18 protein-coding genes are annotated in these 19745 nt (G+C 61.6%); 3 read left to right on the top strand and 15 right to left on the bottom strand.

Features of this window, described 5'->3' with window-relative positions; all coding sequences use genetic code 11:
* The first annotated feature begins 81 nt into the window (after positions 1 to 81).
* The 3 genes from F9288_RS12500 to F9288_RS12490 all read left to right on the top strand — a co-directional run bounded on the left by F9288_RS12500 (position 82) and on the right by F9288_RS12490 (position 2660).
* Positions 82 to 219, top strand: coding sequence for a benenodin family lasso peptide (locus F9288_RS12500; protein WP_174837096.1), 138 nt, complete (start codon positions 82 to 84; stop codon positions 217 to 219).
* A 63-nt stretch (positions 220 to 282) separates the two neighbouring features.
* On the top strand, positions 283 to 930 hold the full coding sequence (locus F9288_RS12495; RefSeq protein ID WP_174837095.1) for a lasso peptide biosynthesis B2 protein: 648 nt from the start codon (positions 283 to 285) through the stop codon (positions 928 to 930).
* On the top strand, positions 927 to 2660 hold the full coding sequence (locus tag F9288_RS12490; RefSeq protein ID WP_174837094.1) for an asparagine synthase-related protein: 1734 nt from the start codon (positions 927 to 929) through the stop codon (positions 2658 to 2660). The genes F9288_RS12495 and F9288_RS12490 overlap by 4 nt, the downstream gene beginning before the upstream one ends.
* A 21-nt stretch (positions 2661 to 2681) precedes the next feature.
* Here the strand turns inward: F9288_RS12490 and F9288_RS12485 are convergent, their stop codons facing one another.
* The 15 genes from F9288_RS12485 to F9288_RS12415 form a co-directional block, all read right to left on the bottom strand.
* The gene (locus tag F9288_RS12485; RefSeq protein WP_217482511.1) at positions 2682 to 4700 is read right to left on the bottom strand and encodes a prolyl oligopeptidase family serine peptidase; all 2019 of its coding nucleotides are present in this window, start codon (positions 4698 to 4700) and stop codon (positions 2682 to 2684) included.
* Between the two features lie 128 nt (positions 4701 to 4828).
* Complete coding sequence (locus F9288_RS12480) at positions 4829 to 7381, bottom strand: TonB-dependent siderophore receptor (RefSeq protein WP_254620864.1); 2553 nt, start codon at positions 7379 to 7381, stop codon at positions 4829 to 4831.
* A 91-nt stretch (positions 7382 to 7472) separates the two neighbouring features.
* Positions 7473 to 8570, bottom strand: coding sequence for a FecR family protein (locus F9288_RS12475; RefSeq protein WP_174837092.1), 1098 nt, complete (start codon positions 8568 to 8570; stop codon positions 7473 to 7475).
* The gene (locus tag F9288_RS12470) at positions 8567 to 9058 is read right to left on the bottom strand and encodes a sigma-70 family RNA polymerase sigma factor (protein WP_254620863.1); all 492 of its coding nucleotides are present in this window, start codon (positions 9056 to 9058) and stop codon (positions 8567 to 8569) included. Before F9288_RS12470 ends, F9288_RS12475 begins: the two co-directional genes overlap by 4 nt.
* Positions 9059 to 9739: 681 nt before the next feature.
* Positions 9740 to 10345, bottom strand: a complete 606-nt coding sequence (locus tag F9288_RS12465; protein WP_174837091.1) for a GntR family transcriptional regulator — start codon at positions 10343 to 10345, stop codon at positions 9740 to 9742.
* On the bottom strand, positions 10342 to 11217 hold the full coding sequence (locus tag F9288_RS12460; protein ID WP_174837090.1) for a phytanoyl-CoA dioxygenase family protein: 876 nt from the start codon (positions 11215 to 11217) through the stop codon (positions 10342 to 10344). Before F9288_RS12460 ends, F9288_RS12465 begins: the two co-directional genes overlap by 4 nt.
* A complete protein-coding gene (locus tag F9288_RS12455; RefSeq protein ID WP_174837089.1) occupies positions 11214 to 11840 on the bottom strand; it encodes an acyl-homoserine-lactone synthase in 627 nt (208 codons plus the stop codon). The genes F9288_RS12460 and F9288_RS12455 overlap by 4 nt, the downstream gene beginning before the upstream one ends.
* Positions 11841 to 11966: 126 nt before the next feature.
* On the bottom strand, positions 11967 to 12719 hold the full coding sequence (locus F9288_RS12450; protein ID WP_174837088.1) for a LuxR family transcriptional regulator: 753 nt from the start codon (positions 12717 to 12719) through the stop codon (positions 11967 to 11969).
* Between the two features lie 57 nt (positions 12720 to 12776).
* A complete protein-coding gene (locus F9288_RS12445; RefSeq protein WP_174837087.1) occupies positions 12777 to 13298 on the bottom strand; it encodes a hypothetical protein in 522 nt (173 codons plus the stop codon).
* Positions 13299 to 13353: 55 nt separating this feature from the next.
* A complete protein-coding gene (locus F9288_RS12440) occupies positions 13354 to 13689 on the bottom strand; it encodes a hypothetical protein (RefSeq protein WP_174837086.1) in 336 nt (111 codons plus the stop codon).
* Positions 13690 to 13717: 28 nt separating this feature from the next.
* Complete coding sequence (locus tag F9288_RS12435) at positions 13718 to 14167, bottom strand: helix-turn-helix transcriptional regulator (RefSeq protein WP_174837085.1); 450 nt, start codon at positions 14165 to 14167, stop codon at positions 13718 to 13720.
* A gap of 331 nt (positions 14168 to 14498) precedes the next feature.
* Complete coding sequence (locus tag F9288_RS12430) at positions 14499 to 16013, bottom strand: class I adenylate-forming enzyme family protein (protein WP_174837084.1); 1515 nt, start codon at positions 16011 to 16013, stop codon at positions 14499 to 14501.
* 252 nt (positions 16014 to 16265) lie between these two features.
* Positions 16266 to 17060: an enoyl-CoA hydratase/isomerase family protein gene (locus F9288_RS12425; protein ID WP_174837083.1), complete on the bottom strand. Its 795-nt coding sequence runs from the start codon at positions 17058 to 17060 to the stop codon at positions 16266 to 16268.
* A gap of 46 nt (positions 17061 to 17106) precedes the next feature.
* Entirely contained in the window at positions 17107 to 18324 is a 1218-nt protein-coding gene (locus F9288_RS12420; RefSeq protein WP_174837082.1) for a CaiB/BaiF CoA-transferase family protein, read from the bottom strand.
* A gap of 3 nt (positions 18325 to 18327) precedes the next feature.
* The gene (locus tag F9288_RS12415) at positions 18328 to 19668 is read right to left on the bottom strand and encodes an MFS transporter (protein WP_174837081.1); all 1341 of its coding nucleotides are present in this window, start codon (positions 19666 to 19668) and stop codon (positions 18328 to 18330) included.
* Positions 19669 to 19745 lie beyond the last annotated feature (77 nt).

Here is a 19745-nt window from a genome sequence, read left to right as displayed (position 1 = left end):
TTATAAAATAGAACGCCCGGATCGTCTGTGGAAGCCTCCTAAAGGCGGCAAATAGAGTCGCGATCAAACAAGGAGGTTATTATGGACCGCTTTGAAATCTCGGAAGACGTCGTCGATCTCGGTGACGTCGTCGAACTCACCCGCGGCATCTCGCCGGTCGGTGGCGACGATAGCGGCGGCGCCCTGCGCAAGGAGTTCGGCCTCACCCAGGACGACTGATGGGATGGGACGCGCGCCATTCGGCCGCGCGTCCCTTTGCCATCGCGCGATCAGGAGTGATGAATGTTCAAGGTCGCAACCGGCCTGCACGCGTGCGCCGTCGGAGAAGTCCCGGTCATACTTGACGAATATCGGGGTCGATACTTTCTTCTTCGCGGTGAAACAGGACGACGATTCCTGTCATTCTTGCGCGGGTCGGCGAGCGCCAGAGATTATCACGCCCTACTCGACGCTCATCTAATTACCTGGACCGAGAATCCGGGTCCGGAGATGCCTCAGATACTCCAACCCCGTTCCAGCTATACGCATGCTGGGCATTTTCGCCAGGCGCTCGCGCTTTTGCCCCAAGCTTTCTTCATGCAGTTTTCGGCGATCCGGCGCATTTGTCATCTTCATCTCGCCGATATCTTGAAATCGCTGAAAACGGCGTCCGAGCAGGATGGCACGTCTTCCCGTCGAGGTCACCGGGTCACGGAGGCGGATATCTCTCGCGCCTTCTGCACGATCCAGATGCTTACGCCGTCCCGCGACCTGTGCGTCCCGCGAAGCCTGGCGATCGCACAAATGTTGCGAAGCTTCGGCCATAGCCCGACCGTAATAATCGGCGTCCAGCTCCCGATAGCAGCGCACTGCTGGGTACAGTGTGAGGACCGGCTGATTGGCGATTCATTGGAGCGAGTTTCCGCCTTCCAGCCGATCTTTGCCGCATGACCGCGCCGCGCTACCTCGGCCTGATCGGTGACGTCCCTCCCGAGGCCGACAAAAATTTGGGCATTCTGCCGCCAGATCTGCACCTGATAGTCAATCGAGCGTATTTTCGGCTATGGGCGTCGAAAGAGGCCATCCGGATTGGCGACGTTGGCGCCATTGTCGGTCATCTCTTCACACGCTCCCGACCTGCGCGACGCGTTCTCACGCTGACGAGCGAGCAGGAGGAAAGAATCCGCAAAACCAACGGCTCCAGCTTGTTCGAAGAATTCTGGGGTGGTTACGTTGCGTTCGTCGAAACGCAAGACGGCGGGTGCCGTGTCCTTCGTGACCCTTCCGGAACTCTTCCCGCATACTGGCTCCGCCACAGCCAACAAATCATTATCGCTGCCGAGATCCTCGATTATCCGAGCACGGCTCGCGCCAATCTTCGGGTCGACGTCGAGGGGCTGACCGTCCACCTTTGGGATTTGCATCACCTGGGCGAGCGGACCTGCTTAAGTGGCGTGAGAGAACTCCTCCCAGGCTACGCATTGCACGTCGGCTCCGGCGGCTCCGATACCTGCGCGCTCTGGTCTCCATGGGACCATGTCGCATCACGTACAAGATCGCGTGTCATCGACCCGGAGGAATTGCGGCTCACCGTCGTTGACACCATGCGGGCCTGGGCAGGCTGCTTCGACGGGATCGTGCTCGGAATGTCGGGTGGTCTGGATTCCTCGATCATCGGCTCGGTGCTTGGTCGTTTGCCGATTTCAGCGTGCGGCCTGAATATGGCCTGGTCAGATCGGGAGGGAGATGAGCGCGCGTTCGCCCAGCAGGCGGCTGACGCGTTCTGCATGCCGCTGCGCACTTTCCAATATCAGCTTGATCAGGTGAACATCGCTGCCCCCGTGGTGGCAACCGTCCCGAGGCCATTCCTGGCGCCCTATGCGCAATCTATCGCGCTGGCTCAGGATGCGGTGGCGGAAAGCATGCCGGTGGCGGCCTTCTTTTCCGGTGAGGGCGGTGACGGCGTCTTTGGCCTCATGCAGTCGGTGACTCCCGTCGTTGACCGACTATATGCACGATCTCCGCTTCGTGAGCTGGTCGGAACAATCCGCGATGTCGCGACCCTCACCGGCGGCGACCTGACGACAATAGCCAGACATACGCTTGGACGCATTTTCGGAAGGTCCTCGCGAAGGGCGGCCACCGGCGATCCGTCGTTTCTCGTTCCGTCGCGATTGGATCAGGCACTCGACAGTGCGCCACCACATCCCTGGTTCAAGCCGCCAAGCGCGACCCTGCCCGGATCCGCAGCTCATGTCCGAATGATCAGGCGCGCCCTTGGAAATGATGGATTCCACACTCGACTGACACATCCGCCCACGATCTCGCCGCTTCTCGCGCAGCCGATCGTCGAAATGTGTCTGGGTATTCCAAGTTGGGAATGGGTGTGCAACGGCATCGACCGATCGGTAGCTCGATCAGCATTCACGCAAGACCTGCCCGCACCCATCGTTTGTCGCCGATCGAAAGGTGGCCCGTCAGGGTTCCTGGATCATCTTTTTTGGGAAAATGAGGCCAAGATCCTCGATCAGCTTCGCTCAGGATTCCTCGCAGACAATGAAATTGTAACGTGTATTCCCGCCGATCCTCACAGCGGGCAACGCTACGATTTCACGCCAGCCCAGCCACGGCGACTGCTTGGTCTGGTGGCTGCGGAGACTTGGGCGCGCTGCTGGGCTTGAGCGCGAGAAAAATGACCGACGCTATTGAGCGTTCGCCGTGCTGACTTTCGCCCGCGCGACCGAGCCTGATCCACTTGGCCTGATACCGCGCAGCCAGAAATCGAACCATTCGATGTTCTCCTCCATAGCCGCTCGCTGATTTGAAGGAATGTGAAAGACGTGCGTTTCGTCCGCAGACGGTGCCTCTCCTGGATATAGCGTTATGGTCGTGGGCACACCCGCAGCGCGCATCGCCTGGTAAAGTTCGACCGCTCCATCATGAGGTTCCGCCATCTGCTGGAGAAGCGGCGTTCGTGAGTTCTTCGCACGATAGGCAGGCGCGAATGCGACGTAGTTTCGATGTGCTGAAGGATCGTTTGGCGGCCCCCCGTAGATGGCCCGATAGCCGCAAATATGGTTTCGATAGGATGCTACTTCCAGATAGCCGCCGTCCCCGCTTGAGGCAGCCTTGAACAGCCCGGTTTGAGTGATGGCAACATTCGTGAGCTGCGATCCGTAGCTGTATCCAGCGATCCCGACGCGGTCGGCGTCTATCAGACCCTCGGCGGCTAGAGTCGTGATCACCGCCCGGAAGCTTTCAACGGCATTGAGCCATATCTGACGCTGCACTTCTGAAGGCGGGATTTCGCCGTTGCAACTGATCCAGGTCCTGTTTGCCGCCTCGAGCATTTTGCTCTGCGATGGATACGGCTCGTTGGCGAGAATGACGACATACCCGCGCTCGGCGAGCGATTGCACAGGATAGCTCCATTGCAAGTCGAATGAGCCAAACCGCTCGTCAGCATCTCCACCATGATTGATAATGATCGCTGGATATTTTTGACCGCGTTTGTACCCGCGCGGAAATATGACGAACGCGAGGGACTTAAAACCAAGCGCATTGACGAAGGTTCGCTTTTCGACATGAAATGGTTGGAGCTGATCGTACTTCGCGGCGATCGAGCGAATACGCTTGATACGCCCTGTCCGGCTCGACACTGCCACGAGTTCGGGAGGCTGAGTCAAGCCCTCATGCACGCAGATCCCGGTGCTCGCATCGGACCGAAACGCACAGTGTCGAAGGCTCCCACGCGTTTCGATCGGCATTTGCCGACCCGAGCGATCAACACGCAAAAGGCTATATCGCCCATCCACGGGACTTCTCGCTGCGACCACAGAAAACTCGCCATCTGGAGCACGCCATGAACCCGGGGATCGCGGATCGGAAATCGATAGATCGGTGGCGCCGTAATCGATCACCTCGGAACCGACGCGTTCCAGCAAATGCCGCTGGCTTCCTTGCCATTCGATCGCCAGTCGGCCGCCCCACGGGCCAATAGTAATCTCTCGCGCCGCTTGATCGGGTGACCCGGAAACCCGGCTTGCCCTGTGAGTGTCAAAAGACCATCGATATCGAGCGACGGACGGATCGCTACTTTCGTCCGCCTGCAATCCATATTCGACATAGCCGGCTCCCCAGACCGGGAGGCCCCCGAGTGCCCGCGCGACCACGTCGGTATCGGCGACCTCGGCAATCGCATAAGGCGTGCCGGTGCCCTCTCGCAAAAAGAACTGGACCGAGACCTGCGGCGACCATCGCCGACGCACACCGGCCGCGACCACATCCTCATCGAATATCAACTGCCTCTTCGGCACCTTGGCATGCAGCGTGGAATAGAACAGCCGCCGTCCATCAGGCGACCAATCATAAAAGGTCACGCCAAAGCGAATGGGTAGCGTTCCGGTGTAGCCAAACTCTGCGCCGTCCGCGGTCCCCACCAGCACCGTGTCCGGGTTCTCGATCACGGGATGCGGCGGCCCGTCGTCTTCAAACTCGTAGAGTTGCACCCCCTTTCCGAAGTCGGCGAGCATACTCCAGGATGAACGAGCTGGCACTGATCGCAAACGGTCGATCCAGACTGATCTGGCCACGATCCGGTCCCGGCGAGTTCCGATATTCAGCACGTGCAGCTCGAAGTCAGGTCGATCCTTTCCAATATCAGCGACGCGCAGGAGGTATGCCGCTGAGCGACCGTCAGAGGAGAGCGCGACGTCGATCACTTCGGGAATCGTGACAATGTCGTCGATTGTCCAATGCCCCGATGGCGATCTTGCGGATGCCAGTGCACAGTCCGCCACGACAGCGAATGCCGCCACGCAGCACGCAAGTATTTCTAGCCGCATGGGATTTACCAGGACTTGCGGACACTGACCGAAATGAATCGACCGATTTGCGAAAAGTTGGTTGTGTCAAAGGGCGTGTCAGACGGAGCCCCCGTTACGATGATGGGCGGCTTGGCGTTGAAGATGTTATTGATGTTCGCGCTGAACTCGATGCCACTACCGGCTTTGACGACCGTCGCCATATCAAAAGTCGACGGTCCACGGATACTGTAGATGGACAGCGTTCGGTTGTCAGTCAGCCTCGATGCGTGATTGGCATAGCCAGATATCGAAAAGACCTGCGTCGAGTAGGTGACGCCAATCCTTGCCCGGAACTGCGGCGGATTGAACAGCGTGCCAGCAAGGTCCGCAGCCGCGAGTCCCTGCAGAAGCTGCCGGCTGCTGTTCAACCATGTACCATCGAGACTGAAATCAACCCTTTGGTGATCCAGACTGCCGACGGCGTATCGCACCGAGAGATTGACGCCGCGATAGGTCTCTCGGGCGACATTCCGATCCCGCCCATCAAGGAGGGCGACTACCGTGCCTGGATCGTAGGGTTTCCCGGTCCCGTTCTGGAGTCCGATATCGGCGCCAGCCGCGATAGCCTGTTGCAACGCCAGCGATGGGTTGCTGGTGATCAAGCTAGCGTAAATGGGGTTATTGAGAGCGCCGACGCTCGACACGATCGGTGTCGCGATGCGATCCCGATAATTGAAACGGAAATAGCTGATGCTGCCCGTCAACCCCGGAATGACGGTCGGCCTGACTTCGGCTGACAACGTCCAGTTTTCCGACCGTTCCGGCTTCATATCCGGACCAGCACCCTGCAATGCAATGAAGGTCGACCCCGTAGGATAGCCGGTCGCATAACCAGCTGTTGGCAAGAGGACCGCCGAGTAGCTCGAATATTGCTGAAAGAGCGTAGGCAGGCGGAACGACCTCCCCCAGCTTGCTTTGAGCGTCACGCCGTCGAAAGGCTCGAAAATGATCCCGGCCTTCGGCAAGCCGACGGAGCTGACGCCTGAGTTCGATTCGTAGCGAAATGCCCCGGTGAACGATAGCGAGCGGCCGATGACGGACTCCTGAGCAGGAGAGATCAGCGGAATATAAACCTCGGCATAGCCGAACCGGTTCACGCGATGCTGATCAAAAACCCTGCTGGTCACGCCAAGCGTGGTGCTGACGAGATCGATGCCGTTGCGCCGATATCCACCGCCGATGGCAACCCGAATGGCGCCGGCCGGCAACTGCACCACCGCTCCTTCTGCACTGGCTTCGAGCGATAAGCTCTCATTATTGTATCGCCGATAACTTGTTCCATAGAACGTACCACCGAAATAGATGTTCGAATTGATTTCGGTCCTGTCGGTTCCGTAAGAAGAGATAAGGCGGATGGTCCAGTCGTCGCCCAACCTGGCAACGACCGAAGGACTGACCAGAAAAGATCTGGTGTGCGCCGCCGCGGTCGCACCGGCATTGATGTACGGTTGATTGGTGAAGCTCTGGACATAGGCCTGTTGACGATCGTTGAACAAGACATCAACGCTGCCTGTCAGCGCCTCGCCGACGTTCTGATACAGGCTCACCAAGCCATTGTGACGCCACAGCCGCGGGTAGATCGTCGAATCCGCCGCCATGGAGGCTGTGTAGGATCTCTCGCCCGCCCGGATATCCGAGTTTGACGAATAATCGTACACGGCCAACGCCCCGCCGCCGCGCCAGGTCCTCCCGCCGATCAGATTGTATTGCTGCTGGAAATAGCCGCCGTCCGTCGCCCCTCCCACACGAGCATCGATTGAAGCGCCATTATAATTGCGGCGCAGAATGACGTTCACCACGCCAGCCACTGCATCCGAGCCGTAGATCGCGGATGCACCGTCGGCCAAGACCTCAACCCGGTCGACCGCCGCTGCCGGGATTGAACTGATGTCCACGGCCGCGTTCACCCCTGTGTAGCTCAGCCGCATGCCGTTCAGGAGCGTCAGGGTCGCGTTGGGGCCAAGACCATACAGATTGACGGACGACGCACCGTTCACATTTTCGTTTGCCGCTCCCTGGGTGGCCCCGATCCCGGGATTCTGCCCGCCGCCGAAGTTGAACGGGAGGCTTCTCATTGCCTCACCGAGGTCGATCTGACCCGCACGGCGCATATCGTTTGACGTCACCGCCATTGTTGGCGCCGCCGGCTCCGCTCCACGGATACGGCTCCCCGTTACAATAACGTCCTTCTCGGACGAGCTGTTACCAGCAGCTACCTCCGATCGCCCCCGGACAATCACTGCCCCCTTGTCGAAACGAACCGCCAAATTGGTGCCGCGCACGAGCCGCTCGACCGCTTCGCGCGCGGAGAACGTGCCGTGAAGGCTTGGCGCCGCGACCCCATTCAGGTCGTCGGCAGATGCGTAAAGCTCCCAGCCGGCCTTGGCTGCCACCGCCCGCAACGCCTCGCCGAGATCCTGCGCCGGAAGATCAAACTGATAGGTCTCCCGCTCCTGAGCTGATGCTGGGGACGCGGCCCCGACCAAAACCGCGCCCGCCATCAGCATCGCGAAACCACTAATCCGTCCGCCCGTCATTATCCGTCCCCTGCCTGCGAGCCCTCGGCTCGCCTTCAGGGCCACACGTTGACGCAGAGGGCCGAACTGACCCTAGGGACGCTTTGCAGTTCTATCGGCTCAGATGAATCCCGTCGCTGCGCCGACTCACCCGAAGTCCGAACGGTTCCGCAATCCGCGACACGAAGGTGTCGGTGTCAGTGAGCTTAAATCGCCCGGTCGCCTGCAATGTTTCCAGATCGGGACTGTCGAGGACTATTGGCACCCTGGAGTACCGGTTAGCCTCGGCAATGAGCGCCCCCAACGAAACCGTCCGATACTCGACCCACCCCGCCGGCCAGTCCCGCGTATCGGCTGGCGGTGAAGCCACTGTCGTTGCCCGAGGGTTATCCTGCGAGAAGGTGAGCGGCTGACCGATGGTGAGCGAGCGCGCGTCCTGACCATCCGACCGAACGGTGGCCGCGCCCTCACGAAGACGGATATCGGCGCGATGGGCTCGATCGAGTTGGACGTCGATCGAGCCCTGATCCGCCACTATTTCGCCACCTGCAACTTCGACGGTAAACGGGCGCCGATCCGACTTTACCGTGAAACGGGCGCGACCCTGACGGAGCAGAGCGTGCCGATGGGCGTGATCCATCGTAATCTCCAGGCGGGTGTCGGCATCGAGCGTCACGCCACTGCCATCGGCCAAAGAATATGATCGAATTGCACCATGACCGGTTTCAAGGATCTCGGCTCTTGCGGATGAAAGTAGAGATTCCGTCGACAGATTGGGACCGAGGCCAATCGCCAGCGCAAGGACCGCAGCCGATGCCGCAGCTCCGACGCCAATCCAAACTACACGTCCCACGCGACGATGCGGCGGTGGCGACAGCCCGGCCGTTGGCCGAGTTGTCTCCCACGGTCCCGGACCCGCCGTGGCTCGCTTGGCTGCGGGTACAAAGTGATTCCCGCTCGGCAAGCCATCCAGTGCGGGAAAACGCTCACCCACCATCGTCCCGATGCGACGACGCACCTCGTCCGACAACGGGGCGATAAGCATCACGGACGCAAATGCCTTACGATATTCATCGCCCTGATCGCACCAGGCTTTGCATGCCGCGACGTTTTCCTCGGTAGGGTCGCTCCTGACGCGTTGAACCAATGCCGCCGCGTCGTTGGTCAACCTGCTCGACGCGTGGTTGTCCGGCCCTGATTCCCCCGTCATCGATGCGCCTCCACGACCGTCGCGAGATACGCGAGCGCTCGCGTCATGTGATATTCGACGGCCTTCACCGTGACCCCAAGCTTCTCGCTAATCTGCCGATTCGTCAAATGCTGGTCTCTACTCAGCAGGAAAACCGCACGAGTCTTTTCTGGCAATTGAGCGACGGCTTCATGGTAAATGCGAAGAAGGTCTTGCGCTTCTATCGCCAGACCCTGCTCCGGGGGAGCGCTCAAATGACGTTCATCGTCCAATGGACATAGCACGACTTTGTTCGCCTCCTTTCGGCGAGCCCTATCGATAAGCATGTTGCGGGTAATGCGTCTGATGAAGGCGACCGGATTGGCAAGCTGCGTCGCCTGCTGGCTGCCGGCTGCGCGCGCGAAGACTTCCTGGACCATGTCCGGGGCATGATCCCTGCCTATGCGCCGAGTGAGATAGCGCAGCAATCGACCCCGCTCAGTGCGAAATACCTGTTCGAGTGTCGGCACTGGCGGAGCGTCTACCTCCACCGCCGCAAATTCGGATCGGCTATTATGGCAACCAGACGACGCCGACAGCGGCGGCCGGCTGGGAGACAGGGGCGGGCAAGGCGAGGAAGACACAAGAAGGCCTTACGCGGCGGCGTCCAGGCCGAACGGTGTCGGTCTGCCGCATTCCCAGGGCCATGCCGCGACCAGGCGACAATCGGCGCCATGATTTCAATGCGGCCGGCGGACCGTTCGGGTCTGCCGTTCATAATGCCTGGCTATGGTCGAAGCACCACGGCTGCCAGAATGTCGCGGTACGGTACGAGAATGATTCAGGCCGAGCGAAAATGCAATATATGGGGACCGGCGCGAACAACTCTTATGCAGTCGCCTATGTGCACGGCACTCTTGGCTGGGAGGTAATCGCGATCGTTCCGTGACCTGGCAACAGGTCAGCACCAAGGTGCGATGTAGGGCCAGCTTAGGCGCGGTTTTCGGGTCGGAATCCTCCCCAATCTGGCATGGCTTCATCTTGCCTGTCACCGCTGCCAACCCAATATCTTCAATGCCTTCCGGGCCTCCCTCGGACGGCATGACCGGGTAGCTGGCGCGTATGTCCAGGCGGGAGCTAAAGGCGTCGGCGCGTGCATCCAACGCGCGTTGTCACCACCCGGTCATTTCTGCGCTTCGGATCGAGCGAAATCACGAGGCATCACCGCGCGCGAGTTCAGCCAATCGGTCAGCGGCCGCCTTCCGGCGCGCATGATAGTCGCCGATCGCCCCCAACAAGGCGGTGCGGGACCTGCCGCCGGCCAGCGCTTCGAGCGCGGCAAGCTCCAGCTCAACATCATCGAGCGCTCTTGCCTCCAATTGCCGATAGGGGTTGAGACGTGCCGCAGTCTGGGTGACCGCGCGGTTCAGTTCACCATTACGCGCCGTCGCGGCGATCGAGCCGAACAGCAGCGCGGTGCGCTCTCCGATCCCATCGTGGCCTTGCGGTATCTCAATCAACGGAAACGGCCCGCCGCGCCACCGGATCGCGATCGTCATCAATCGGTGATGCCACGCGAACGTCGTCCTGAGATCGGCACCGTCGAGTCGCGGAACGCGAAATCCCTCTCCCGGTTCGGACTCGACCAGCCGCTCGCCCGTCAGCCGATTGAGCGCGTCCCGGACCGGTGTGATGCTGACCCCCAGTTCCTCCGCCAAGCGTGCAGCCTCGAGCCGATAGCTGGGTGACCAATCCCCCGCGACCAACCGACGCCGCAACGCGTCATAGGTCGGCTCCAGAACATGCGCCGGGCTCATGGTTCGTGCTCGCCCGCGAAATTCGCCAGCATCGCCTCCTGATCGGGTCGCAAGGCGTCGATTGCCCCGATACGGTCCGGGATCTCATCTCCCAACAGGATCGACGGGCATTGGCCTTCGTAGTTACCGAGATTGGGGCGATGCTGGACATAGCCGACCAGCTCGGCCAGTTCGCGAGGGAAGGTCCGCGCGATCGCCGGGGGATAAGCGAGCCACTGATTCTCGTAAGGTTTGAGCCAGCCCAGACAATAGCCCACGACAATGCCGCGCCGCGGAAGGTCCGTCAGGTTCGCGCCGGCACCGTGGGCGGTAGAGCCAAGGAAGCAGATCGCCGCACCGGGATCGCATTCCGCCGCGATCGGATCGCCGGGATCCTCACGCGCCATCCCTTCGCGGCCATGACTGCCGGGATAGATCAGCGTCGCTCCATTCTCACGCCGGAACGGGGTCAGCGGCCAGATCACATTGACCAGATATTCGTGCGCGCCTTTCTCGCCCTGCCACATGTCATGGTCACGATGCGGGAACTGGCGAACCTCGCCGGAGTGGATCTCGATCGCCTGCGCGACGTTAAGCTGGATTCTGTCACAGGCTGGTCGCAACACCGTCTCGACCATGTGCAGAATCGTCGGGTTGAGCACCAGCGCCGACGCGCGTGCCGAGCGACGGAGCAGGCCACCGAACCGCTTGGTGCGCTCCCCATAAAACCGCCCCTGGCACAGCGGCGTTGCCCGGAAATCAGGCTCAAGATCTGCTTGCAAAGCCCCCAGCACCGAGCGCGGCAGCGCATCCGGGATGATGCAATATCCGTCTCGCAGCAGTCGCGCCGACCAATCGACGCCATGGCGTTCGAACGAAGTGACCGCGTTCATTGGACGCCTCCCGCCGCCGGCATCGCGAGCGCATAGTCCAATGGCTCATAGGTGCCGCCCAGACGCAGGCTCTCGATCGTATCTGCGTCGATGGTGATGTGGAGCGCCGTCAGCCATTGCCGCCCATGGCGAACAGGCTGGCCGAGCGCCTCGCAAGCCCATCCGAACCGACGCACCTGATCGAACCATTCGACATCAGCGACCCCGGTATAGGCGGTGATCCCGTTCGCCAGCGCATGCTCGGCCAGAGCGGTCACGAGCTGGTTTCGCGCACTCCGACGCTCCATTGCGCGCTGATTGCGATCAAGGCAGAAGCGCGTGATCTCACGGATCGTCGGCCCCGCCGGAACCGGACCGGCGCAGAGATGCGGATAAAGATCGCCGAGCAGATGCGAGCGATCGGTCCGCAGCAGGCGCGCCGAGGCGCGATGCCCTCCCCTGCCATCCAGCAGGATCAGGTATTCGGCAGCCGGGTCATCGAACTGATCGACCTCGAACTCGCCGGCGAGAACCGGCAGGTCCCATTTGAGCAGATCGATAAAGACCTCCTTCCGCGCCCGGAACATCGCTCGCAGCGCGGTATCCCCGTCGATCGCCGCCTTCTCATCAACCGATCGCAACATTTCGTTCTCCTGCGCGGATCATCCGCGCGCGCAGGAGAGCATCGGTCGGGAGCGGTCGCCCATCCCAAGAAATGGGGAGGCGCTCCTTCACCGCCTGAGAGGCGTCGTCAGCTCAGCCGAGCGCGATCACACCTTTTCACGCCACCGGAAAATGTCGGCGAAGCTGATCAAACCATCGAACAACGCGCACAGGATGAGCGATGCGCGCTTTCGTGCGTCATAGCGATCACGCGCCTCCTTCAGGTGCGTGATCACCGTGTCGTGGCTGATGCCCAGAATACGCGAAATTTCCCAGTCGGTCTTGCCGCGCGCGGCCCACAGCACGCAATCGCGTTGACGATCGGTGAGTTTCGGACGGGCGGCTTGTGGCGCCCATCCCGCGATGCGTCGAGCGCTCGCGATCGCCATGGTGCCGATCAATTCCGCGACCAGCAGCATCGATTCCGGAAGTCCGCCGCCGGGGCTGGTCACGAAACTGCACGATGCCGTCACCTCGCCGGGCAAATGCCGAGGAACGGTATAGCCATCGGCGATTCCATGACGCTGTCCGGTCTCGAACATCGCCCGCTCCAGATCGCTGACCGGGATCAATGTCGAAACCTTATTCCAGCAAAAACCTATCAGGCTATGCTCCGCTGCTCGCCGGATCGGGTCGGTCGCGCCAAGATTGAAGCCGACATACACGTCAGCCCAGGACGCCGGGTAATCATGGATGAGAACCGATGTACCGGCCTCGCCACCACAGCCGATCTCCATGGACAGAGCGAAATGGTTGAAGCCCATTTCCTGCACTGACCGCAACAATGCCTCATGCAGATCATCTGCCGATCCAGCGGACAGAATCCCTTCACCAAGCCTTTCCGTCAATTCGATACGCATATTCCGCTGCTACGGCCGTGGGCGCGTATCCAACCCGCAAGCTCCGAGGCACGCCTTTCATTTTCCGGGACCGGCCGCGTCAATTGTCACGTCGAGCGTCAGGTCGTTCTTTGTCGAAGGGGGCGAAGGGCAGTCAGAATTCGAGCCGCGGTTGTTCGATATCAGATCGCGGCGCATGCCGCGCCGCAGCCAGGCTTGCGCAGAACGCGGCAAGCGAAGCGTGCCCAGGAGCAGCGCACCCAAAGCAAGGTACGCATAGATTCCGAGGCCGGTAAGATAGGCAAAAAGCGGCGTGCGCGGAATCCAGGGGCCGACGACGTTGGTGAACAGGTTGGCCAGCGCGAATCCAAATGCCCAGATCGGCCAGAAACGTATGGTGGCGATCGCCAGCCAGAAGAAGCCGGCAGCGACGCCCAGATCGATCGCCAGAACCACGACCTCCGCCGGGGCATAGAAGTGCGCGTCGATCAACCGCAATGCGGTCGTTACGCATGACGCGAGCAGGTTGATCACGGCCCCGATACGCTCGGGACGGCCTCCGCGCAGCAACGCCCAGCCACACACGCCGAACAGCACCACATTGTATATCGCTGCGAGAAGCCATCCCGTATTCATCTGCCCGATCGCCCCCGGCTCACGCGACCTCGGCTTCCTCGATTGTCGCGAACGAAGGCTTTGGCGCACCAGCACCCCAGGCGGTGACATCGAGACCGAGATCCCGTCCCGCGCGTTCCGCGCTGAGATGCGCGCGGATCGCCATCTGCCCCTGGCCTTCGGCAAGGGCGGCCAGCGCCCCGACCGTCGCCCGCACCGTGCGCTGGGACATCGCCGGCGACAGACCGTGCGCCTCGGTCGCATCCAGCGTCGTCAGCAGGAACTGCGCGACGTCGCGCTGCGCCAGATTGATCGACCGCTCCGCCCTGCGCAGCTCGGTTGCGACGACCCTGCTTGTCTTTATCAGCTTATCCATATGCTCCTCCGCCGGCGCCTCGGCGCCGTCATTTCGGGTTGACGCCGATCAGGAGCGAGAGGGCGATGATTACCATGGCGGCGACGGTCAGGGCGATCGGAGTGGCGATCGCGATGATCCCACCCCATGCCAGAACCTGCCGCCACGACAGGATGTTCAGCGCCGCCCGCTTGGTCGGCAGCGGCAATGGAAGCGGCCAGAACTCGGGCCGGGTAGGTGCAACGCTTGCAGGGTAGAATCTTTCTACCCCCGCCTCGAACTCGGCAAACATCCTCGCCGCTTCGAACCGACTCGTTGCACCGAGCGCACCTTTCGCGAGCAAGAGTTGCTTGTCGACAGCACGCGCACTTACTCGCTCGAAATGCGCGATCTCGTCGGAGGTGCGGTGCTGGAATACGTGACGGAGATACCTTTTCTGCCGCTCGGTCAGCTTCGCGAAGCGACCTTCATCAGCCGCGATCACGCTTCGGTCCGGCATCAACTTAACTCTTCGTCACCGACCATGCGCCTCGTCGAGAACGGGACGGCTGCGGCCAATCTAGTCATTTAGTCCCTATCATTAGGTAATTACCTTACCGAAATTGCCATTTCTAAGCAATGAAATTAACCGCGAGCTTCCCTATCCGATGTCGGAAAAAACCGAGAGATGGAGATAATCATCCCAAGCGATTTCGTGGTTTCCGCCGCATGCGAGACTGACGCTGGTGTGCCCGCTCGCGACCACTGCGCGCGCCGCATCCCCCCGATCAGTCCCCCGCCGCCAAAGATAAAAAACTCTCATTCCGCGTTCTGCCTCGCCGGTCGACGGATCACGCGCGGAAAAGCTTCTGAAGGCCGGGCGTTGAAGGTTTCATCGACGGTGTACGCGGAAAATCAGCAACGAACCGGATATGGACCGGAACCTGATATGGAATGAGCCGCTCCCGGAGCCAGTTCCTGAATACCGCTACGTCGGGTTCTTCCGCATCCTCTTTCAGGATCACCGCCGCAGCGGGTACGGCCCCCAGCCTTTCGTCCGGCACGCCTACGACCGCAGCCTCACGGATCGCGGGATGCTGGTTGAGCACCGCCGCGACATCGTCGGGATGAACCTTGAAACCACCTCGGATGATCGCATTGTCGGCGCGGCCGCGGATATAAAGGAAACCGTCGGCATCGAGCATCGCCCGGTCGGTGGTGCGCAGCCAGCGATCGCCATCCATCGCATAGGACGGCCCGAGTTGATCCCCCTTGAGTTCGAGCAGCCCCTCAGTGCCATGCGGCAGTTCGACCCCGGTCCCGGCGTCCACTACCCGGGCGGCGACATTGCCATGGACGCGGCCTACCGACCCACGCTTGTCACGCCAGTGCGCGCGAAAATCATCGATCGTCCATCCAGCGACCGCGCCGGCGAACTCAGTCGCGCCATAATTGCCGAGGATCGGTACGCCGTATTTCTCGTAAAATGCGTCCACCAGTTCCGGCGGAAGCGGCGCAGTGCCGCTTATCATCGCGGAGAGGCTGGCAAGATCCGCTGGGTCGACATTCGCTTCGAGCAGCATTCGCACTGCTGAGGGTACGGCGGGGGCCACCTTCGGCCGGTTGCGACGGACGGCGTCCACCCAATCGGCGACCGAGAATTTCTCGAGCAGCGCGATCCGGCGCCCCGCCATCAGTGCGCCGATGCAGCCATAGATACCACCGATATGCGTCAGGGGGTTGGTGACCATCACCACGCCCGAGCGCAATTGCGGCCGATCCTCGAATGATCTTCCGCGCTCATAGCTCGTGAAACCGGCAAAGCTCGCATCGAAGGCCACGCGGCTCAGTGGCACGCGCTTCGGTGCACCCGTCGTGCCGCTCGTCAGCATCTCGATCGCTATCCCCGGCGCGGTGCGGATCGGCATTCGCGGCTGGGCGTGAGCATCAAGCACCCGCACGCCTTCTAGCCGTCCGTCGATCGCAATCACCGCGCTGCCGGCCAAGGCAACCGCATTGAGGAATCCGGCACGCGCGATATCCTCTTCGTCTGCCACGATGACGGGCAGATCCAATCCGCGCACGTCGTCGAAAAGCTTTGCATCCGGCAGCAGCGGATTGAGCGTGACGAGACATCGATCAGTCGAAAGGATCGCGAGGATCGCCGCGATATGCCCCGGCCGGTTGCGCAGCAATGTGCCGACGCACGCTTCGGACGGAAGCCCCATGGTATCGAGCGCTGCTTCGATCGCACCGACGGTGCGGGCGAGATCACCCCAGCTATAATCCTGCCGCTTGAAATCGATCTCGGCACGCTGGGGATCGAGCGCCATGATCGCGCGAAGTTTTGCGGTGATGAGTGCCATTACGATGCGATCCCTCCAGCCGTCCTGATGCTGCGCGATCCGCTGATGTCGATGGCGGTCAACACATTCCAGGCGGGTTGTTTTGCACACTTATATTACCAAGTGCAACAACAGTTACTCAAAGGCATTGCGTGCGCGGGCGGCCATGCGGAAGGCGCGAGGTTTCACACCAAAAAATCGGCCGCCGACAATGACTGCGACCGTGCAAGCGCGCTGACTTGCGTCAAGCCATTGCCCCAGCCGCTGCCAACGCTACCTGGCGCCGAACACCGGCGCGCGCTTGGCCTTGACCGCGTCCAACCCCTCCCTGAAATCCTCCGTGCCGAGCAGAAGCGCCTGATTAAGAAGATTGGCCGACCATTCGGCCTCCATCGATGTTTCGAGGCCGCGGTGCAGCGCTTCCTTGACCGATGCGTAGGCAAGCGGTGCGATCGCAGCCAGTTCCTCCGCAAAGGCCGCGCCGCGCCCAGCGAGCATGTCGACGGGGACGACTTCTCCGGCGAGTCCGATCCGCTCGGCTTCAACAGCCTTCACCGCCTGTCCGAGCAGCACCATCTGCGATGCGCGTCCGAGCCCGGCAAGGCGAGGCAAGAGGAACAGCCCACCAAGCGGCGGCATGATGCCGAGCTTGATCCAGCTCTCCTGAAAGAAAGCAGTCTCAGCGACGATGCGGAAATCGCAGGCCAGCGCAAGCTCGCATCCGACCGTGACCGCCGCGCCCTGCACCAGCGCGAGCGTGGGCTTGGAGCAAGTATAGAGACGCTTCGCCGCTCCCTGGAAATGCGCGTAGATCTGCGCCTTGATATCGCTCGCGGGCATCCGCGTCAGCTCGTCGAGGAAGCTGAAATCCGCGCCGGCGCAGAAGTGCTTGCCCGTCGCCGCGAGCACGATCGCGCGAACCTCGGGATCGGCGATCAACTCGTCCAGTCCGCAGCAAACCTCCGCGAGCGTCTGCGGCCGCAGCGTATTGCCCTTTTCCGGACGATTGAAAGTGAGCGTTCCAATTCGGCCTGCTCGCCCAACGATGATGTCGTCATATTCCGTCATGAACAATTCCAGAGGTTTGCCGGCAACCCGGCCGTTTGCGAATCCGTCAGATAGCCCCCTCGGCGCGAAGCGCGGCCATCGTTCCGTCTGAATATCCGAGCAGTCCGCGCAGCACCTCGTCGCTGCTCTCACCCAGCCGGGGCGGTGGCGCGACATCCTGTATCGGTGTTTCCGAGAAGCGGATCGGATTGGCGATCATCGGCATGACCGCGCCCGCGCTGTTGACCGCCGTTTGCGCCAGACCGCGACTTACTACCTGCGGATCGGCAAAGCATTGGTCGACGGTGTAGATCGGCGAGCAGATGATATTTGCGGCGACGAGCGTCTCGTAAAGGTCGGTCAGCTTCCAGTCGGCCAGCGTCCGCGTGATCTCGCGCTCCAGTTCGGCGACATGGATGAACCGGTCGGCGCGGGTCTGGAAGCGCGGGTCCGCCACGAGATCGGGGCGATCGAGCACGCCGCAGAAGATGCGATACTTATCCTCCGCGCTCGCCTGGATATTGATCATGCCGTCCTTGCAGGCGAAGGTTTGCGCTGGCGCCGATCCCGAAGCGGAGGTGCCAAGCCGCTGCGGAATTTCGCCGGTCATCAGATAGTCGATGGCGCGGTGCGACATGGTGGCGACCGCCACATCGAGCAGCGCCATGTCGATATGCTGGCCCGGCCCGCCCTGCTCGCGTACACGGATCGCCGCCTGTATCGCGTTCGCGGCATAGAGTCCGGTGATGAGATCGCTGATGATCAGCCCGATCTTGGTCGGCGGCTGGTTCGGCTCGCCGGTGATGCTCATCATTCCGCTCATCGCCTGAAACACGCTGTCGGTGCCGGGGCGGCTGGCATAAGGGCCAGTTTGGCCGAAGCCGGTGATCGAGCAATAGATGATGTCGGGGGCACCCTTTCGGATCGCGGCATAATCGAGCCCATAGCGTGCGAGATCGCCGACCTTGAAGTTCTCGACCATGACGTGGCTGATCGCAGCGAGATCACGTACGATCTGCTGCGCGCCGGGTTTGGACAGATCGACCTCGACCGATTTCTTGCCGCGATTGGCGCCGATAAAATAGCTCGACAGCGGCAAGTCGGCCCCCGTGGCATCCCTGATGAAGGGCGGCCCATAGTGGCGCATCTCGTCGCCGCGCGTCTTGCGTTCGAGCTTGATGACCTCGGCTCCCAGATCGGCGAGCATCTGGGTGCAGAATGGCGCGGCAAAAGTGCGGCCGAGATCGACCACGCGGATACCCGCCAGCGGCTTCGGAAATGTCATGCGTCATTGTCCCCTGGAGGCATGCGTCGCGCGCAGATTGCTGCCGACCCACATCAGCATCAGCACAACGAGGGGAGCGAAGATCGCCATCACCGTCACCATCGACAGCCCGATTTTGGCCTTGTCGACGAACACCGATTGCGTGATGAAGGCGGTGATCGGCGCGCCGATGAGCGAACCGATGACGGTGATGACAGCATAAAACCACGCCGACATGCGCCCGCGCAGATGCGACGGAGTGTGAAGCTGCAACGCGGCGACCGCGTAGCCGAGAAACGGATAACAGAGCACCGAGTAGATCGCCATCGTGCCGAGGAAAATCCACGGATTGCCCGACAGCAGGCCGATGATGGTCGCCGGCACGCCGATCAGCACGCCCATCCATTGATAGCGGACATGCGCATCCGCCACGCCCCGCGCATAAAGCCGGTCGACCAGCATCGCGCCGCCGATCTGCCCGATCGCGCCGGCGATGATGTGCTCGGTTCCCCAGGCGAGCCCGATGTTGGCAATGTTCCAGCCATAAGTACGCTGCATGAAGGTCGGGACCCACGACAGCAGCGAATTGGTGATGATGTTGAGCATCCCGAAGGCGATCGGCAGGCCGAAGAACAACCGCGGGTTCTTCATGCAGAAGGCGAAGAATGCCGCGATCGACATGCCCGCCCCCTGCGTCTCCACGCTCTTCCGGCCGCGGTCGATCCGCTCCTTCACCAGCAACGCGAGCGGCGCGAGGATCACGGTCGGGATACCCACCGCCAGGAACACCATCTGCCACGGCTGCACCGTGCCGATCACCGGCACGACAGCGGGATTGCCTTCGGCGATCAGATGAACGAGCTGGCCGCCCAATATGGTGGCAATGCCGGTGCCGATCACCGATCCCAGGGAATAGGTGGCGAGCGCAGTCGAAAGGCGCTCGCGGGGGAATTGCTCGGTGATTAACGAATGCGCCGCCGGGGTGAGCGCGGATTCGCCGACCCCGACACCCATTCGGCCGAGCAGCAGGATCGGAAAAGTACCGGCCAGACCGCACAGACACGTCGCCAGTCCCCAGACGACGATCGCCCCCGTCGTCAGCCAGCGGCGCGAGAAACGATCGATCAGCCCGCCCATCAGCAGCCCGCACAGCGCGAAGAACAGTCCGAACGATGGCCCCATCAGCCAGCTCATCTGAAGCTCGCTGAAGCCCATCTGCGCCTGGATCGGCTTGACCATCATGTTGATGACCTGCCGATCGATGAAGGCGACGACGTAGAATGAAAGAAACAGCGCGACCATCGCGCCGCCCGCCAGATAACCGCGTGTCGCGCCTCCCTGCCGGTGTAACGCTATCGTGTTCATTGATGTCAGCATGACGGCACGCGATCCCCCTGAAACGCGGAGTCCGCGCCGCGTCGGTCCAGAACCCGCCCGGCCGG

It is taken from the genome of Sphingomonas sp. CL5.1, from assembly GCF_013344685.1.
In the GTDB taxonomy this organism is placed as follows: Bacteria; Pseudomonadota; Alphaproteobacteria; order Sphingomonadales; family Sphingomonadaceae; genus Sphingomonas.
This window is presented reverse-complemented; position numbering and strand designations above follow the sequence as displayed.

Coding starts and splice junctions, on each gene's coding strand:
- F9288_RS12475 (WP_174837092.1), bottom strand. CDS start 8,570: ATGACGGGGGAATCAGGGCCGGACAACCACGCGTCGAGCAGGTTGACC.
- F9288_RS12430 (WP_174837084.1), bottom strand. CDS start 16,013: ATGGCACTCATCACCGCAAAACTTCGCGCGATCATGGCGCTCGATCCC.
- F9288_RS12415 (WP_174837081.1), bottom strand. CDS start 19,668: ATGAACACGATAGCGTTACACCGGCAGGGAGGCGCGACACGCGGTTAT.
- F9288_RS12500 (WP_174837096.1), top strand. CDS start 82: ATGGACCGCTTTGAAATCTCGGAAGACGTCGTCGATCTCGGTGACGTC.
- F9288_RS12465 (WP_174837091.1), bottom strand. CDS start 10,345: ATGAGCCCGGCGCATGTTCTGGAGCCGACCTATGACGCGTTGCGGCGT.
- F9288_RS12420 (WP_174837082.1), bottom strand. CDS start 18,324: ATGACATTTCCGAAGCCGCTGGCGGGTATCCGCGTGGTCGATCTCGGC.
- F9288_RS12440 (WP_174837086.1), bottom strand. CDS start 13,689: ATGGATAAGCTGATAAAGACAAGCAGGGTCGTCGCAACCGAGCTGCGC.
- F9288_RS12490 (WP_174837094.1), top strand. CDS start 927: ATGACCGCGCCGCGCTACCTCGGCCTGATCGGTGACGTCCCTCCCGAG.
- F9288_RS12495 (WP_174837095.1), top strand. CDS start 283: ATGTTCAAGGTCGCAACCGGCCTGCACGCGTGCGCCGTCGGAGAAGTC.
- F9288_RS12455 (WP_174837089.1), bottom strand. CDS start 11,840: ATGTTGCGATCGGTTGATGAGAAGGCGGCGATCGACGGGGATACCGCG.
- F9288_RS12425 (WP_174837083.1), bottom strand. CDS start 17,060: ATGACGGAATATGACGACATCATCGTTGGGCGAGCAGGCCGAATTGGA.
- F9288_RS12435 (WP_174837085.1), bottom strand. CDS start 14,167: ATGCCGGACCGAAGCGTGATCGCGGCTGATGAAGGTCGCTTCGCGAAG.
- F9288_RS12450 (WP_174837088.1), bottom strand. CDS start 12,719: ATGCGTATCGAATTGACGGAAAGGCTTGGTGAAGGGATTCTGTCCGCT.
- F9288_RS12460 (WP_174837090.1), bottom strand. CDS start 11,217: ATGAACGCGGTCACTTCGTTCGAACGCCATGGCGTCGATTGGTCGGCG.
- F9288_RS12480 (WP_254620864.1), bottom strand. CDS start 7,381: ATGACGGGCGGACGGATTAGTGGTTTCGCGATGCTGATGGCGGGCGCG.